This window comes from Streptomyces sp. NPDC001507, from assembly GCF_042894765.1.
Classification (GTDB): Bacteria; Actinomycetota; Actinomycetes; order Streptomycetales; family Streptomycetaceae; genus Streptomyces.
The window spans coordinates 299771-315717 of the sequence record NZ_JBIAVV010000008.1; the positions used below are offsets into that span (position 1 = coordinate 299771).

Sequence of the window (15947 nt, forward strand, 5' to 3'; positions counted from 1 at the left end):
TTCATGGAGCAGTCTGGATCTTCCGTATGTTTGGGAACAGGCGCACGAATTCACCTCAACTCGGTGCGCCGCGGGCGAGCTTAGTCCGACCGGATCAACGCCGTGTCATATTCGGCAAGCACCTGAAAATGCCCGAAGCACTGGAGTACCCTCGGTCGTTTTGCACGGAGGGCATTCATTCGAACACTACCTGTTACGGCGTACAGGCATACGAAAGTGACTCACCGTGACGAGTGAAAGGCGCCTTCGGAGCGAAACCTCCGCCGTCCCCGCGAGGCTCCTCAGACCCCCACGATCCGCAGCGCGGCCTCGGCCGTGGCGCGGGCGAACTCGTGGGCGGGGCGCTCCGGTTCGGAGCGGTGGACGAGGATGACGCCCTCGATCAGCCCGAAGACGAGATCGGTCCGCAGCTCCAGCTCCCCCTTGGCCAGCGCCCCGCCGGCCGCCGTGCCGGCGATCAGCTGCCGGTAGGCGTCCTTGAGCTCGGCGCGTACGGCATGGAACCCGGCGAACCGCTCCGCGTGCACCTCGGGCAGCAGGTAGAGCGCGCCGAGGTTGTGCGGTCCGGCGCACAGCAGCTCCACGTCGGCCCGGCACAGGACCCGCAGCCGTTCCTCGGCCGGGGTCACGTCGTCCGCGAGCAGTTCCCGCGCGCAGGCCAGGGAGGGCGTGACGGTGGACTCGAGGAGCTCGGCGAGGAGTTCCTCCTTGCCGGAGACGTAGTGGTACATCGACGCCTGCCGCATGCCCGCCCGCTCGGCGACGGCCCGGGTGGTGGTGGCCGCGTAGCCGCGGGTGGTGAACAACTCGGCCGCCGCCGCCAGCAGTTCGGCCCGCGGTTCGAGACCGCTGTCCGGTCGCTGCGCGGCCCGCGGCCGGCCGACCCGGCGGCCACTGCTCGTCCCCATGCGTTCGATCCTCGCACACGACGCCGTACGGCGATCACGCCGACGCCGCACCCCGGCCGGCCGCCGCCCCCGGTGAGCCGTCGGCAACCGGGCCGTTACGCCGCGGCAACGCCGCCGACCCGGCCCGCCCCTAATTTCTGTCGAGCGACAGAAATCCCCCAGTCCAAGGAGCCGGAGGTCAGCGATGGCGACAGCGACCACGTACGGAGCCCGCGCCCACGCCCGCGCCCAGGAGGGCACCCGCGCCGAGGCCATGCCCGTCGTACCGGCCGCCGACTGGCCGGACCCGCCCTGCGAGGCGGGCCACCTGGTGTGGGCCGAGACGGTGGCGGGCGGCAACTACACGCACCGCGTCCTGGCCCGCGGCACCGAACTGCGCCTGACCGACCCGGCCGGCGACGCCTGCGCGCACCTCCTGCTGTACGCTGACGGCCGCCCCTGGGAGCGGCTGAACGTCGCCGACACCGTCAAGGTCCAGTGGAACGCCTACCTCGGCGAGGGCGTCCTGCTCCTCTCCGACCAGGGCCGGGTCCTCGCCTCCGTCGTCGCCGACACCTCCGGCCGGCACGACGCGCTGTGCGGCACCTCCACCCTGGCCCGCAACACCGAGCGGTACGGCGACGGTACCCCGCAGTCGCCCTCACCCGCGGGCCGCGAGCTGTTCAAGCTGGCGGCGGCCAAGAACGGCCTGGAACCACGCGACCTGCCGCCGTCCCTGTCGTTCTTCCAGGGCGTGGAGGTGCGCGAAGACGGCTCGCTGGACTTCACCGGCCCGTCCGGCCCCGGCGGCAGCGTCACGCTCCGCACCGAGCAGGACGTGACCGTACTGATCGCGAACGTCCCGCACCCGGCCGACCCGCGCCCCGACTACGTCAGCACCCCCCTGGAGGTGCTGGCCTGGCGCGCGGCGCCCACCCCGCCCGGCTCCGCGCTCTGGGACGCCACCCCCGAAGGCCGCCGCGCCTTCCTCAACACCGCCGAATTCCTCGCCGCCAGGGGGCTCGCATGAGCACGAGCACGCAGACCGCCGTCGTCCCGGCCCGCGCCGCCTGGTCCGCGGTGATCCCCGCGGGCGACACCCTCACCATCACCGACCTGCACGGCAACCAGGCCGTCGACTTCCTCGTCTACGACGCCCACGACACCTCGGTCCGCTACAGCGCGCCCGACACCGTCCACGCCCAGGGCAACATCTTCCTCACCACCGGCAGCGTGCTGCTCTCCAACGAGCACACCCCGCTGATGACGGTGACCGCCGACGAGGTCGGCCGGCACGACACGGTCGGCGGCGCCTGCTCCAAGGAGTCCAACACCCTGCGCTACGGCCACCACACCTGGTCGCAGCACGCCTGCGTGGACAACTTCCTCGCCGAGGGCGCCCGGCACGGCCTCGGCAAGCGCGACCTGGTCTCCAACATCAACTGGTACATGAACGTGCCGGTCGAGAAGGACGGCACCCTCGGCATCGTCGACGGCCTCTCGGCCCCGGGCCGGAAGCTGAGCCTGCGCGCCGAGCGCGACGTCCTCGTCCTGGTCTCCAACTGCCCCCAGATCAACAACCCCTGCAACGGCTTCGACCCGACGGCCGTGCAGATGACGATCACCGGGGCCGCGGAATGACCTCCTTCGACAAGCTGCTGATCGCCAACCGGGGCGAGATCGCCGTCCGCATCATCCGCACCGCCCGCGAACTGGGCCTGCGCACGGTCGCCGTCTACTCCGACCCCGACCGCTCGGCCCCGCACGTACGCCTCGCCGACGAGGCGGTACGGCTCGGCCCGGCGCCCGCGAAGGAGTCGTACCTCGACGCCGACCTGGTCCTCAAGGCGGCCAAGGACACCGGCGCGGGCGCGGTCCACCCCGGCTACGGATTCCTGTCCGAGGACGCCGACTTCGCCCGGCGCTGCACGGAGGCCGGGATCGTCTTCGTCGGCCCGACCCCCGAACAGCTGGAACTCTTCGGCGCCAAGCACACCGCGCGGGCGGCGGCCCAGGCCGCCGGTGTCCCCCTCGCGCCCGGCACCGGCCTGCTGCACGACCTTCCCGAGGCCCTGCGCGAGGCGTCCGCGATCGGCTACCCGGTCATGCTCAAGGCCACCGGCGGTGGTGGCGGTATCGGTATGTCGGCATGTCGGTCGGCCGACGAACTGACCGATGCCTGGGACCGCGTCCAGCGGGTCGCCGCCGCCTCCTTCTCCTCCGCCGGGGTCTTCCTGGAACGCCTGGTCGAGCACGCCCGCCATGTCGAGGTCCAGGTCTTCGGCGACGGCGACGGCCGGGTCGTCACCTTCGGCGACCGGGACTGCTCCCTCCAGCGCCGCAACCAGAAGGTCGTCGAGGAGGCCCCCGCCCCCGGCCTGCCCGGCCACGTACGCGCCCGGCTCGCCGCCGCCGCCCGCGACCTGTGCGCCTCGGTCGGCTACCGCTCGGCCGGCACGGTCGAGTTCGTGTACGACGCGGCCCGCGAGGAGGCCTACTTCCTGGAGGTCAACACCCGCCTCCAGGTGGAACATCCGGTCACCGAGGAGATCTACGGCGTCGACCTGGTCGCCTGGATGCTGCGCCTCGCCCGCGGCGAGACCGGCGTGGTCCGCGACCCGGGCACCCCGCGCGGCCACGCCGTCGAGGCCCGCGTCTACGCCGAGGACCCCTCCCGCGAGCACCGGCCCAGCGCGGGCCTGCTGACCCGGGTCGGGTTCCCGGACGGGGTGCGCGTCGACGGCTGGGTGGAGACCGGCACCGAGGTGACCACGTCGTACGACCCGATGCTCGCCAAGGTGATCGCGTACGGCGCCGACCGCGCCGAGGCGCTGCGGCGGCTGGACGAGGCGCTGGCCCGCACCCGCGTCGACGGCATCGAGACCAACCTCGGCCTGGTCCGCGCCGCGCTCGCCGACCCCCGCTTCCGTTCCGCCGCCCACTCCACGGCCACCCTCGCCACCGTCACCGACCCCACCCCCCGCGTCGAGGTCGTCGCCGCCGGCACGCTCACCACGGTCCAGGACTGGCCGGGCCGCACCGGCCACTGGCAGGTCGGCGTCCCGCCGAGCGGCCCGATGGACGACCGCTCCTTCCGCCTCGGCAACCGCGCCCTGGGCAACCCGGAGGGCGCGCCCGGCCTCGAATGCACCCTCCAGGGCCCCTCCCTGCGCTTCACCCACCCCACCACCGTCTGCGTGACCGGCGCCCCGGCCCCGGTGACGGTCGACGGCGTCCCGGCCGCCCAGTGGGAGCCGGTGACCGTCCCGGCCGGCGGCCTGCTGGAGATCGGCGCCCCCGCCGAACACGGCCTGCGCACCTACGTCCTGTTCGCCGGCGGCGGCCTGGACGTCCCCGGCTTCCTCGGCAGCGCGAGCACCTTCACCCTGGGCCGGTTCGGCGGCCACGGCGGCCGGGCGCTGCGCACGGGTGACGTCCTGCACGGCGGCGCCGTGACGGACGGCGCGCCGGTCGCCGACCGCCCGCGCTTCACCACCGCCTGGCAGGTCGCGGCCGTCGAAGGCCCCCATGCGGCCCCGGAGTTCTTCACCGAGGACGACATCCGCGACTTCTACGCGGCCGAGTGGAAGGTGCACTTCAACTCGGCGCGCACCGGCGTCCGCCTGGTCGGTCCCAAGCCGCGCTGGGCCCGCACCGACGGCGGCGAGGCGGGCCTGCACCCGTCCAACATCCACGACACCCCGTACTCGGTCGGCGCCGTCGACTACACCGGCGACATGCCGGTCCTGCTCGGCCCCGACGGCCCCTCCCTGGGCGGCTTCGTCTGCCCGGCGACCGTGCTGAGCGGCGAACGCTGGAAGCTCGGCCAGCTCCGTCCCGGCGACACGGTCCGCTTCACTCCTGTCGACGTCACGGGCGCCCCCCGCCCCGAGATCGTCGACGGCGGAGTCCTGGCCCGCGACGGTGACGTGACCTACCGGCGCAGCGGCGACGACAACCTGCTGGTCGAGTTCGGCCCCATGCAGCTGGACCTCGCCCTGCGGATGCGTGTCCACGCGCTGATGGAGGCGGTGACGGCGGCGGAGCTGCCCGGGGTCACGGACCTCACCCCCGGCATCCGCTCCCTCCAGATCCGGACCGATCCCCTCGTCCTCCCCCAGGCCGAACTCCTGGGCACGGTACGGCAGATCGTGGACGGACTGCCGCCCACCGACGAGCTCGTGGTCCCCTCCCGCACGGTCCACCTCCCCCTGTCCTGGGACGACCCGGCGACCCGTGAGGCGATCGCCCGCTACATGGCGGGCGTCCGCGACGACGCGCCCTGGTGCCCGTGGAACATCGAGTTCATCCGCCGGATCAACGGCCTGGACTCGCCCGACGACGTCTACCGCACGGTCTTCGACGCGGAGTACCTGGTCCTGGGCCTCGGCGACGTGTACCTGGGCGCCCCGGTCGCCACCCCGCTGGACCCCCGCCACCGCCTGGTCACCACGAAGTACAACCCGGCCCGCACCTGGACCGCCGAGAACTCCGTCGGCATCGGCGGCGCCTACCTGTGCATCTACGGCATGGAGGGCCCGGGCGGCTACCAGTTCGTGGGCCGTACCACCCAGGTGTGGTCGGGCTGGCAGCAGCGCGGCGCGTTCGAGCCGGGCATGCCGTGGCTGCTGCGGTTCTTCGACCGGATCAGGTGGTACCCGGTGTCCGCGGACGAACTCCTCGACCTGCGCGCCGACATCACCTCGGGCCGGTTCGTCCCGCGCATCGAGGAGGGCACCTTCTCCCTCGCCGCGTACGAGAGCTTCCTCGCCGAACACGCCGCACCCATCGCGGAGTTCAGGTCACGTCAGCAGACGGCCTTCGCGGCGGAGCGCGACGCGTGGGAAGCGGCGGGCGAGTTCGCACGGGCGGAGGCCTCGGCCGCACCGGCCGCCGCACCGGCCGAGGTGTCGATCCCGCCGGGCGGCCGTCTGATAGAGGCCGAGTACGCGGCATCCGTGTGGCAGTTGAACGTCGCGCCGGGCGACGAGGTGACGGCGGGCCAGCCGCTGCTCGCCCTGGAGGCGATGAAGATGGAGTCCAGGGTGCACGCGCCGATGCCCGGTGTGGTGACGGAGATCCTGGCCCGGCCCGGCGACCAGGTGGAGGCGGGCACCGCCCTGCTCGTCCTGGCGCCGGCCGCGAACTGAGCCCAGGGGGTGTCTTCTGGATCATGCCAGCGACGCGGGCCCTGGCACGCACTCCCCCAGAGGGGGCACCCCCAGCCGCGTTGTCGTCACTCGCCGACGTCCCCCAGCCTTCGGCCGGGAGGTGCCCCCACCGCGTCGACACCCTCCTCCGCCTTGCAGCTGCACGCACCAGACCCCGCTCGGCTCGGCAGAAAGGCGCCGCACCTATCCGCCGGCCTGATCCAGAAGACACCCCCTAGGAGCAAGACCATGTCCAGCACCCTCTCCCGTGTCCGGGCCGCCTACGCGCGCATCGAGGCCGTCGACCGGCCCGAGATCTGGATCGACCTGCGCCCGCGGACCGAGGCCGAGGCGGAGGCCCGCACGATCGACGAGCGGGTGGCCGCGGGGGAACACCTCCCCCTCGCGGGCCGCCTGTTCGCCGCCAAGGGCAACATCGACGTGCACGGCCTGCCCACCACGGCGGGCTGCCCGGCGTACGCCTACGAACCGGAGGCCGACGCGCCGGCGGTGGCCCGGCTGCGGGCGGCCGGCGCACTCGTCCTCGGCACCACCAACCTCGACCAGTTCGCGACCGGCCTGGTCGGCACCCGCTCCCCGCACGGCGCGGTCCGCAACGCGATCGACCCCAGCCGGATCAGCGGCGGCTCCAGCTCCGGCTCGGCCGTCGCCGTGGCCCTCGGCATCGTCGACCTCGCCCTCGGCACGGACACCGCGGGCTCCGGCCGGGTCCCCGCCGCCTTCAACGGCATCGTCGGCCTGAAGCCGACCCGCGGCCTGGTCCCGACGGCCGGTGTGGTCCCGGCCTGCGCGTCCATCGACTGCGTGACGGTGTTCGCCCGGACGCTGGCGGAGGCGGAGCAGGCACTGTGCTATGTCACATACCACCCGGACCGCGCCCTCCCGCCCCTCCCCCAGCGCCCCCCTGGCCCCTGGCGCATCGCCGTCCCGCCCCTGACCCAGCTCGGCGAGCTGGACGAGGGCTGGGCCGAGGCCTACGAGGCGGCGGTGCACCGCCTGGCCGCCGCCGGCGCCTCGGTCCGCCCCATCGACCTGACCCCCTTCACCGAGGCGGCCACGATGCTGTACGAGGGCGCGTTCGTGGCCGAGCGCTACACGGCAGTGGGTCCCTTTGTCGACAAATTGATCTCGTCCGGCGGCGAGGGCCTCGATCCCACCGTGGCCGGCATCATCACCCGGGCCCGGGACATCCCGGCCCACCGGCTCTTCACCGACCAGGTCCGCCTGGCGGACCTGCGCACCCGCGCCCTGGCCGAACTCGGCGACGCGGACGCCCTGCTGCTCCCCACCACCCCCGGCCACCCCACCCTGGCCGAGGTGGCCGCCGACCCGCTGGGCGCCAACGCCCGCCTGGGCCGCTTCACCAACTCGACGAACCTCTTCGACCTGGCCGCGGTGGCGGTACCGGCGGGCGAGGTGAACGGCCTGCCGTTCGGCGTGATGCTGATCGGTCCGGCGTTCACGGACGACCGGCTGGCCACGATCGCCCGCGCCCTGGAGCCGCGGGTGAGCCTGGCGGTGGTCGGCGCCCACCTGACGGGCCAGCCCCTCAATCCCCAGCTCCTGGCGCTGGGGGCGGTGCTGGAGCGCACCACGACGACGGCACCGACGTACCGCTTCCACGCGCTGCCGACGACCCCGCCGAAGCCGGGCCTGGTCCACGTGGGCGAGGGCGGCGCCGCGATCGAGACGGAGGTGTGGAGCCTGCCCCCCGATGGCCTGGGCCGCCTGCTCGCGACCCTCCCGCACCCGATGGCACTGGGCAGCGTCGACCTGGCGGACGGCACCAGCGTCCCCGGCTTCCTCTGCGAACCGAGCGCGCTCGTGGACGCCGAAGACATCACCCACCACGGAAGCTGGCGAGCCTACTTGCAAGAAGCCCGGGAAAAGCGCCCCTGAAAGGGGCGCTGGGGGTCCCCCCGGCCGAGGGCCGGGGGAGGAACTGCGCGACCAGCCACACCCCAACCCGCACCCGCCGACGAATCCGTCACCCCACCGACGAGTAGGCCACCACTCCCCGCAGCACCAGATCAACCGCCTTCCGCGCAGCCTTCCCCACGGTCGAGCCCTCAGCAGGAGAAGCCGCCGAGATCTGCCCGAGCACGTCGATGACCTGCTTGCACCACCGCACGAAGTCGCCGGCGGGCATCTCCGCCTCCCGCAGCACCTCGTCCAGGCCCATTCCGGTGGCCCACATGTAGGCGGCCCAGGCGAAGCCGAGGTCCGGTTCGCGCTGCCCGACGCCCTCGGTCTGGTTGATCCGGAAGTCCTCCTCAAGAGCGTCGAGGCGCCCCCAGATCCGGACCATCTCGCCGAGCGCGGCCTTGGCCTTCCCGGAGGGCAGCTTGGGCGCCATCGCGTCGTCGCCGACCCGGGCCTCGTACACCAGCGCCGAGACGCACGCGGCGAGTTCGGCGGGGCTGAGTCCCTCCCAGACGCCGGCCCGCAGGCATTCGCTGGCGAGCAGGTCGAGTTCGCCGTACAGCCGCGCCAGCCGCTTGCCGTGTTCGGTGACCTCGTCGCCGCGCAGGTAGTCCAGCTCGGTCAGCAGCGCCACGATCCGGTCGAAGGTCCGGGCGATGGTGTTGGTCCGCCCCTCGATGCGCCGCTCCAGCTGGGAGGTGTCCCGGATCAGCCGGTGGTAGCGCTCTGCCCAGCGGGCGTGGTCCTCGCGGTCGTTGCAGCCGTGGCAGGGGTGCGCCCGGATCGCGGTGCGCAGCCGCGCGATCTCCCGGTCGTCGGCCGCCTGCGAGCGCTTCTTGCGGGCCCGCTCCGGCGGGATGTGCCCGGCCTTGGTGCGCAGCGCGGAGGCGAGGTCCCGACGGGACTGCGGGGAGCGGGGATTGAAGGACTTGGGGATCCGCATCCGCTCCAGTGCCTCGACCGGCACCGGGAAGTCGATGGAGGCAAGGCGCTTGACCTGCCGCTCGGCCGTGAGGACCAACGGCCGGGGCCCGTCGTGCTGCTCGAAGCCGCGGTGGCCGTTGGACCGCCCGGCCGGCAGCCCGGGGTCCAGCACGAGCGCCAGACCGGCGTACTTGCCCGTCGGGACGTGGATGACGTCCCCCGGCTTGAGCTTCTCCAGGGCGACCGACGCCTCGGCGCGCCGCTGGGCCGCGCCCTGGCGGGCCAGTTCGGTCTCCCGGTCCTTCAGCTCCCGCCGCAGCCGCGCGTACTCCTCGAAGTCGCCGAGGTGGCAGGTCATGGACTCCTTGTAGCCGGCGAGTCCCTCCTCGTTGCGCTGGACCTGGCGGGAGATCCCGACGACCGACTTGTCGGCCTGGAACTGTGCGAACGACGTCTCGAGCAGCTCCCGCGAGCGGTGCCGCCCGAACTGCTCGACCAGGTTGACCGCCATGTTGTACGACGGCTTGAAGCTGGACCGCAGCGGGTAGGTGCGGGTGCCGGCGAGCCCGGCGAGGTGCTCGGGGCTCATGCCGCGCTGCCAGAGCACCACTGCGTGGCCCTCTACGTCGATGCCGCGGCGGCCCGCACGGCCGGTCAGCTGGGTGTACTCGCCCGGGGTGATGTCGGCGTGCTGCTCGCCGTTCCACTTGACGAGCTTCTCCAGCACCACCGAGCGGGCGGGCATGTTGATGCCGAGCGCGAGGGTCTCGGTGGCGAACACGGCCTTCACCAGGCCGCGTACGAAGAGTTCCTCGACGACCTCCTTGAAGGTCGGGAGCATGCCGGCGTGGTGGGCGGCGATGCCGCGCTCCAGGCCCTCCAGCCACTCGTAGTAGCCGAGGACGTGCAGGTCCTCCGGCGGGATCGACGAGGTGCGCTCCTCGACCAGGGCGCGCACCTTCTCCCGCGCCTCGTCGTCGTTGAGCCTGAGACCCGCGTACAGGCACTGCTGGACGGCGGCCTCGCAGGCGGCGCGGCTGAAGATGAAGGTGATCGCGGGCAGCAGGCCCTCGTTGTCGAGCCGTTCGATGACCTCGGGGCGGCCCGGTGTCCACACCCGGGACCGCTGCCTGCGCTCCCGCTCCCGGTCGGCCTCGCGCATGGCCCGGCCGCGTCTGCGGTCCTGGTACGACGGACGCTGTGCCTCCATGCGGGCCAGCCGGGCGAGGTCGGGGTTGACGGCCTTCTTGTGGCCCTCGCCCTCCTCGAACAGGTCGTACATCCGGCGTCCGGCGAGCACGTGCTGGAAGAGCGGGACCGGCCGGTGCTCGGAGACGATGACCTCGGTGTCGCCGCGGACGGTGTCGAGCCAGTCGCCGAACTCCTCGGCGTTGGAGACGGTGGCCGACAGGGAGACCAGGGTGACGGACTCCGGGAGGTGGATGATCACTTCTTCCCAGACGGCGCCGCGGAACCGGTCGGAGAGGTAGTGGACCTCGTCCATGACCACGTAGCCGAGGCCGAGGAGGGTCTGGGAGCCCGCGTACAGCATGTTCCGCAGGACCTCGGTGGTCATGACGACCACGGCGGCGTCGGGGTTGATGCTGTTGTCTCCGGTGAGCAGGCCCACCATGCCGTCGCCGTAGCGGCGGCAGAGGTCGGCGTACTTCTGGTTCGACAGCGCCTTGATGGGTGTCGTGTAGAAGCACTTCTTGCCCTGCATGAGGGCGAGGTGGACGGCGAACTCGCCCACGATCGTCTTGCCGGAGCCGGTGGGGGCGGCCACCAGTACGCCCTTTCCGGCTTCGAGCGCCTGGCAGGCCTCGATCTGGAAGGGGTCGAGGCCGAAGTCGTACATCTCGCGGAACGACGCGAGCGCGGTGGCCTGCTCGGCGGCCCGCTTGCGGGCCGCCGCATACCGCTCGGCCGGTGAGAGGTCCTCTGTCATCGTGCTTTCGAGCGTACCGGTCCCCACTGACAACAGGACGATCATTATCAAGGACCGGGCAACCGCCGTCCGCGTCCCGTCCGGCTTCGGCGCCTACCCCTCGATCACGAGGCGAACAGACATGATCACCCACGTGGGAACGCTTGTTCGAAATTGAATGGGGGGCTCCCCGTCCATCTGATCACCGACGCACGACGGGGTGCCGTCCGCGGCGAGCGGGCGGCACCCCGTCGCTGCCGGTCGGCAGAGGGAGGATCCGGCGCCTCAGGTCACGTCGTCGTACCCGTTCACCCGGTCCGCGCCCGGCTGGTGCGGAAGCGCGCGGCCGGCGGACACGGTCTCGATCTCGCCGATGTCCTCGGGCGTGAGGTCCAGGTCGGAGGCCTCGTCGTCGGCGGGGCCCGCCTCCTCGCGACGGCGCTTGCGGCGGTCGTTCAGCAGCGAGAAAACGCTCGCGCCGAAGTAAAGAACCCAGATCGGTCCGGCGAGCGCCAGCATGGTCAGCGGGTCCGTGCTGGGCGTCGCCACCGCGGCGAAGACCGTGATGCCCAGGATCATGGCGCGCCACCAGCCGATCATGCGCTTACCGCTGAGCACACCGGTGAGGTTCAGCATGACCAGGAACAGGGGCAGCTCGAAGGAGAGGCCGAAGACCAGCACCATGCGGACGATCAGGTCCAGCAGATCGTCGAGGGGAAGCTGGTTGTCCAGGTTCGCCGGCGAGAAGCCGAGCAGGACCTTCGCCATGGTGGGAAGGGTCTTGTACGCGAAGAAGGCCCCGCCGAGGAACAGCGGGAACCCGGTGGCGACGAAGGCCAGCGCGTACTTCTTCTCGTGACGGTGCAGCCCCGGGGCCACGAACGCCCAGAGCTGGTACAGCCAGATCGGCGACGCGAAGATCACTCCGGCCATCAGGGAGACCTTCAGAGCCAGCGTGAACGGGGTCAGCAGGCCGTTCAGCACGATACGGGCGCAGGTCCCGCTCGACCTCACCGACAGCTCGGACAGCGTCGATTTGCAACCGACGGCGCTGAGGATCGGGTTCGTGAAGAACTCGATGATGTCCTTGTAGAAGAAGGCAGCTGCGATCGTCACGACGACGATCGCCAGGACTGCCTTCGCGAGCCGGTTGCGGAGCTCACGAAGGTGATCCGCGAGAGGCATCCGCCCCTCGGGATCCTTCTCCTGTTTGCGGGCAGACTTTTGCAACCCACATCCTCATCTCGTGCGGCAGGCCGGGGGCTACCGGCCTTGCGTCAGCGCTGGGTGGAGTCCGACGGCTCGTTGACCGGGCGGGCGCTGGTCACGTCGCCGGGGGCCGCCTGGATGGTGCGCTGCGCCTGGGACTGCTCGCCGGAGGCGGGCGCCTGGGCGGAGGTGGTGGTGTTACCGTCTTCCTTCATCGCCTTGGCCTCGCTCTTGAGGATGCGAGCGGACTTGCCGAGCGAGCGCGCCATGTCGGGAAGCTTCTTCGCGCCGAACAGCAGGATGACGACGACGAGGATGAGAATGATCTCGGGGGCGCCGAGCCTTCCGAACATAAGTCTTTACCTTCTCACCGAGGCGGCTGGGGTGGGGTGCCGTCCGACCGGTTGGACACCTGTCCGATCGACCGTGCTGACAGCGATCGTAACGCCGAGGAGTGAACATCAGGCAATCCCCGTGCGTACTCCCGGTCCGCGGTCCGGGCCTCGTTCTCCGGGGCCGCGCCAGCAGCCTACCCGCCACTATGGCCCTGGTGACAGGTCGAAGTGACCCAAAACGGCCGCACCGCCGAGACTCACACCCCTCGCACAGCGCCGCTCACAGGCTGTCCGCGGCCCGTGCGGCGCTCGCCGCGGCCCGCTCCAGGTCCTCGGCGGCCCGGTTGATCCGCCGCGCCGAGTCCGTGACCTGCCTGCCGAGGCGCCGGGCCTCCAGGAACACCCGCACGGCGCACACGCCGAGCACGGCGAGACCCAGGAAACCCACAGCTACAGCGAACATCGGCCAGAACATGAGGCCGAGCCTAAGGGGTGCTGGGCCATGGTTGCCCGGGACACCGGGCGAGGTCAGCGTGCGCACTCGCAATGTCGCTTGACACCCGTTGCCGATCTTCAGTTACTCTCTGCCCGACCAGAGGCCAGGGACCACTAACTCTCCTGCATGTAAGGCGAGTTGACCGACCATCCATCGAGTGTTCCTTGGTCTTCCTTTTGCAAACCCCTGGGGGGAACATGAGTTTCAGGCACCGCTTCGCCGTCACCGCCGCCAGTTCCGTGGCGATCCTCGGCATGGTGGCCGTCACACCGGCGAGCGCGGCCACCTTGTCGCCCGCCTCCTCCCACACCGGCAGCGTCGGCTGCTTCAACTACTCCTGGGCCGACGGCACCGTGTCCTACACGATCTACTACCACAACACCTGCACCGTGAAGTCCGCCATAGCCGGCACCACCGACGCCCTGTTCGACAACAAGTGGTGCGCGAACGTGGCCGCGGACGGCAAGGGGCACACCGTCGTGTACAACAAGCCGATGACCTTCTCGTCCGCCCGGGGCGGAAGCTGCTGACCCGCTGACGACGGGGCGTGACGGCGAGCTGCCGGATCCTGGCCGTCGGCCCCCTTCAGCACCGGCCGTGGCCGGGGCCCCTGTGCGGGCCCCGGCCACGCGCCGTCCAGCGGACGGCCTCGGAAGACCGGCGGCCCCGGCGACTCGACACGGCGCCTCAGACCGAGGGGTGCAGCCGCAGTGTCCTGACCCCGCCGCCGGTGAGCAGTTCGACGATCCGCTCGCCGGCGGGCTTGCGGACGGCGGCCCCGCAGTCGGGGCAGGTGAACGAGTAGAACGTCGTCTTGCTGGTGGCTCCGATGGCCAGGCGCAGGGCGCTCGCGGCGAGCTCGAAACTGCTCCGGCAGTCCGGGCAGCCGGCCCTGAACACCACGGGGACCACTCTTCTCATCCCGGCGAAGGCGGCCGCGACCGTCATCTCCCGCGCGCCCGCGCCGCCGGAACCCGAAGACCCGTCCAGAACCCCCGAAGACTCGTTCAAAACCCTCGCCCCTGCCCTTCCTCGTCGCCGTGCCCGACGTGGTCGTACGCCGCCAGTGCCTCGCGGGCCGCCCGGCGGGCGCTGTCGGCCAGCTCGGGCGGTGACACGATCCGGCCGTCGCCGCCGAGCCTGAGCGCCAGCCGGCGCAGGGAAGCCGGATCGGGGGTGCGCAGAGTAATACGCAGCCCGCCGTCGGGAAGCTCATCCGCGCTGTCGTGCGGGTAGTACTCGGCGACCCAGCGCCCACCGGGGCCGACCTCGACGACCACCTCGGGGTCCTCGGCAGCCGGCTGCACCAGGGCCTCGGACAGGTCGCGCAGCTCGATCTCGGGGGGTGCGGACGGCTCGTCGAGGATCCTGATCTCGGCGACCCGGTCGAGACGGAAGGTGCGCCGGGCCTCGGAGCGGCGGCACCAGGCCTCCACATAGGTGTGGCCGACGCTGACCAGGCGGATGGGATCGATCTCGCGCTCGGTGACCTCGTCGCGGGCCGGTGAGTAGTAACGGATCCACAGCCGGCGGCGCTCGGCGATCGCCCGGTCGACGTCGGCGAAGACCCCGCCCTCGGACTCGAAGGTCACCGAGAGCCGGGCGCTGGCATCGCCCGCCTCGCCCGCCGCGGTCTCCACCTTGGCGGTGGCCCGCAGCAGCGCCTGCCGGTCGCCCTCGCGCAGGCCGGGCAGGGTGGCCACCGCGCGGGCGGCGACCAGGAGCGCGGTCGCCTCGTCGGCGGCGAGCCTGAGCGGTTCGGCGGCCTCCTCGCCGAGCGCGGCCGCGTTGTGCCACCAGATCCGCTCGCCGTCGGTGTCGATGTCCAGCAGATCGCCGCCCCGGAAGCTGGTGCCGCACATGGGCAGCACGTCGAGGTCGGAGACCAGTTCGTCCTCGGTGATCCCGAAGGCGCGCGCCACGTCCGCGATCCGGGCGCCGGGGCGCTCGCGCAGGTAGGTCACCAGGGAGAGCATCCGCCGGGTCTGGTCGATGGCGTTCACGGGCCTGACCGGTTTGCCTGCCACTGCCTTGCTCCGCTCCCCCTCAGCCCTTGGCCACGGCACGCAGCCGGTCCACCACGTCCGCCCGCAGCTCGGCCGGCTCCACCACCATGACGTCCGGCCCGAACTCCACCAGCCAGGCGTCCAGCCCGTGCCCGTACGGAATCTCCAACTCGTCCCACCCGTCTCCGAGTTCCCGCACCGCGGTGGCTTTCGCCCGAAGGGGGTAGCCGGCCCCGGAACGCAGCCGGATCCGCGCGGAACGGTCCGCGATCTCACCGGCCCAGCTCGCCACGGTCTCGCGGACGGTGACGACGTCCGGGACCGGCGCCGTGAAGGCGGTGCCCCGGGAGCGGACCTTCCCGGTGATCCGGGACAGCCGGAACACCCGCTCGGCACCCCGGTCGCGGTCCCAGCCCGCCAGGTACCAGTGGCCGCGCCAGCACTCCAGGGCCCAGGGCTCCACGTTCCGGGTCTCGGGGTGGGCGGCGGTTGCCTTGCGGTAGTCGAAGACGACCGGGCGGCGGTCCCGGCAGGCCAGCATCAGAGGCTCGAAGGCGGCCTCGTGCACCGGGATCCGCGGCTCCAGCGCGCCGTGCGCCTCGTACGGGTCGACGTCCTCGGGGAGGCCCGCCGCGCGCAGTTTCTGCAGGGCGCCGCTGGCGGCACCGGCCAGCCGGGCCTGCTGCCAGACCTTGGCCGCGAGACCGAGGGCGGCGGCCTCCTCGGCGTCCAGGGTGATGGGCGGCAGCCGGTTGCTGTCGCGGCGCGCGAGGTAGCCGACCTCGCCGTCCAGGTTCTCGACGGTCTCGATCACCAGCCCGAGTTCGCGGAGATCGTCCTTGTCCCGCTCGAACATCCGGCTGAAGGAGTCGTCGCTGCCCGCCTCCAGGTAGGCCTCGATGGATTCGCGCAGCTCACGCTTGCTGAGCGGCCGCCGTGTCCCCAGCAGGCACAGCGCCAGGTTCATCAGCCGCTCGGCCTTGGCAATGGCCATCGACGCCCTTCGCCTTCCCTATGGTGCTCCTGACCGATGACCGTACCGCTCCGGAGTGTCACGGCAAAAGCCGGT

At 72.0% G+C, this 15947-nt stretch carries 13 protein-coding genes; 5 read left to right on the forward strand and 8 right to left on the reverse strand.

What is annotated here, in order from left to right:
* Positions 1-281: 281 nt before the first annotated feature.
* Positions 282-908 (reverse strand): helix-turn-helix domain-containing protein, encoded by a 627-nt coding sequence (locus ACFY0K_RS26460; protein ID WP_352365060.1) that lies wholly within the window; start codon positions 906-908, stop codon positions 282-284.
* 184 nt (positions 909-1092) lie between these two features.
* Here ACFY0K_RS26460 and ACFY0K_RS26465 point away from each other — a divergent pair, with 184 nt between their 5' ends.
* The 4 genes from ACFY0K_RS26465 (at position 1093) to atzF (ending at position 7957) form a co-directional block, all read left to right on the forward strand.
* A complete protein-coding gene (locus ACFY0K_RS26465) occupies positions 1093-1917 on the forward strand; it encodes an urea amidolyase associated protein UAAP1 (RefSeq protein ID WP_351958901.1) in 825 nt (274 codons plus the stop codon).
* Positions 1914-2528 (forward strand): urea amidolyase associated protein UAAP2, encoded by a 615-nt coding sequence (locus ACFY0K_RS26470; RefSeq protein WP_390641933.1) that lies wholly within the window; start codon positions 1914-1916, stop codon positions 2526-2528. The genes ACFY0K_RS26465 and ACFY0K_RS26470 overlap by 4 nt, the downstream gene beginning before the upstream one ends.
* Complete coding sequence (locus ACFY0K_RS26475) at positions 2525-6037, forward strand: 5-oxoprolinase/urea amidolyase family protein (RefSeq protein ID WP_390641934.1); 3513 nt, start codon at positions 2525-2527, stop codon at positions 6035-6037. Before ACFY0K_RS26470 ends, ACFY0K_RS26475 begins: the two co-directional genes overlap by 4 nt.
* 249 nt (positions 6038-6286) lie before the next feature.
* Complete coding sequence (gene atzF / locus ACFY0K_RS26480; protein ID WP_390641935.1) at positions 6287-7957, forward strand: allophanate hydrolase; 1671 nt, start codon at positions 6287-6289, stop codon at positions 7955-7957.
* Between the two features lie 88 nt (positions 7958-8045).
* Here the strand turns inward: atzF and ACFY0K_RS26485 are convergent, their stop codons facing one another.
* From ACFY0K_RS26485 to ACFY0K_RS26500, 4 genes are all read right to left on the reverse strand, one after another.
* Positions 8046-10898, reverse strand: a complete 2853-nt coding sequence (locus ACFY0K_RS26485) for a DEAD/DEAH box helicase (RefSeq protein ID WP_390641936.1) — start codon at positions 10896-10898, stop codon at positions 8046-8048.
* A 219-nt stretch (positions 10899-11117) separates the two neighbouring features.
* Positions 11118-12062 (reverse strand): twin-arginine translocase subunit TatC, encoded by a 945-nt coding sequence (gene tatC, locus ACFY0K_RS26490; RefSeq protein WP_390641937.1) that lies wholly within the window; start codon positions 12060-12062, stop codon positions 11118-11120.
* Positions 12063-12109: 47 nt separating this feature from the next.
* Positions 12110-12394, reverse strand: coding sequence for a Sec-independent protein translocase subunit TatA (gene tatA, locus ACFY0K_RS26495; protein ID WP_352365046.1), 285 nt, complete (start codon positions 12392-12394; stop codon positions 12110-12112).
* Between the two features lie 262 nt (positions 12395-12656).
* Positions 12657-12851, reverse strand: a complete 195-nt coding sequence (locus ACFY0K_RS26500; protein ID WP_351958908.1) for a hypothetical protein — start codon at positions 12849-12851, stop codon at positions 12657-12659.
* A gap of 218 nt (positions 12852-13069) precedes the next feature.
* On the opposite strand from ACFY0K_RS26500, the gene ACFY0K_RS26505 reads away from it, so the two are divergent.
* Entirely contained in the window at positions 13070-13402 is a 333-nt protein-coding gene (locus ACFY0K_RS26505; RefSeq protein WP_390641938.1) for a hypothetical protein, read from the forward strand.
* A gap of 157 nt (positions 13403-13559) precedes the next feature.
* On the opposite strand, the gene ACFY0K_RS26510 is transcribed toward ACFY0K_RS26505, so the two are convergent.
* Genes ACFY0K_RS26510 through ACFY0K_RS26520 form a run of 3 tightly spaced genes read right to left on the reverse strand, consistent with a single transcriptional unit; the run spans position 13560 to position 15872 of the window.
* Positions 13560-13820: a hypothetical protein gene (locus tag ACFY0K_RS26510; RefSeq protein ID WP_388599535.1), complete on the reverse strand. Its 261-nt coding sequence runs from the start codon at positions 13818-13820 to the stop codon at positions 13560-13562.
* Positions 13821-13879: 59 nt separating this feature from the next.
* Positions 13880-14899, reverse strand: coding sequence for a WYL domain-containing protein (locus ACFY0K_RS26515; RefSeq protein ID WP_352365041.1), 1020 nt, complete (start codon positions 14897-14899; stop codon positions 13880-13882).
* Between the two features lie 19 nt (positions 14900-14918).
* Positions 14919-15872 carry a helix-turn-helix transcriptional regulator gene (locus ACFY0K_RS26520; RefSeq protein WP_390641939.1) on the reverse strand — a complete coding sequence of 318 codons (954 nt, stop codon included), beginning with the start codon at positions 15870-15872 and terminating at the stop codon, positions 14919-14921.
* Positions 15873-15947 lie beyond the last annotated feature (75 nt).

Coding starts and splice junctions, on each gene's coding strand:
- ACFY0K_RS26460 (WP_352365060.1), bottom strand. CDS start 908: ATGGGGACGAGCAGTGGCCGCCGGGTCGGCCGGCCGCGGGCCGCGCAG.
- ACFY0K_RS26465 (WP_351958901.1), top strand. CDS start 1,093: ATGGCGACAGCGACCACGTACGGAGCCCGCGCCCACGCCCGCGCCCAG.
- ACFY0K_RS26470 (WP_390641933.1), top strand. CDS start 1,914: ATGAGCACGAGCACGCAGACCGCCGTCGTCCCGGCCCGCGCCGCCTGG.
- ACFY0K_RS26475 (WP_390641934.1), top strand. CDS start 2,525: ATGACCTCCTTCGACAAGCTGCTGATCGCCAACCGGGGCGAGATCGCC.
- atzF (WP_390641935.1), top strand. CDS start 6,287: ATGTCCAGCACCCTCTCCCGTGTCCGGGCCGCCTACGCGCGCATCGAG.
- ACFY0K_RS26485 (WP_390641936.1), bottom strand. CDS start 10,898: ATGATCGTCCTGTTGTCAGTGGGGACCGGTACGCTCGAAAGCACGATG.
- tatA (WP_352365046.1), bottom strand. CDS start 12,394: ATGTTCGGAAGGCTCGGCGCCCCCGAGATCATTCTCATCCTCGTCGTC.
- ACFY0K_RS26500 (WP_351958908.1), bottom strand. CDS start 12,851: ATGTTCTGGCCGATGTTCGCTGTAGCTGTGGGTTTCCTGGGTCTCGCC.
- ACFY0K_RS26505 (WP_390641938.1), top strand. CDS start 13,070: ATGAGTTTCAGGCACCGCTTCGCCGTCACCGCCGCCAGTTCCGTGGCG.
- ACFY0K_RS26510 (WP_388599535.1), bottom strand. CDS start 13,820: ATGACGGTCGCGGCCGCCTTCGCCGGGATGAGAAGAGTGGTCCCCGTG.
- ACFY0K_RS26520 (WP_390641939.1), bottom strand. CDS start 15,872: ATGGCCATTGCCAAGGCCGAGCGGCTGATGAACCTGGCGCTGTGCCTG.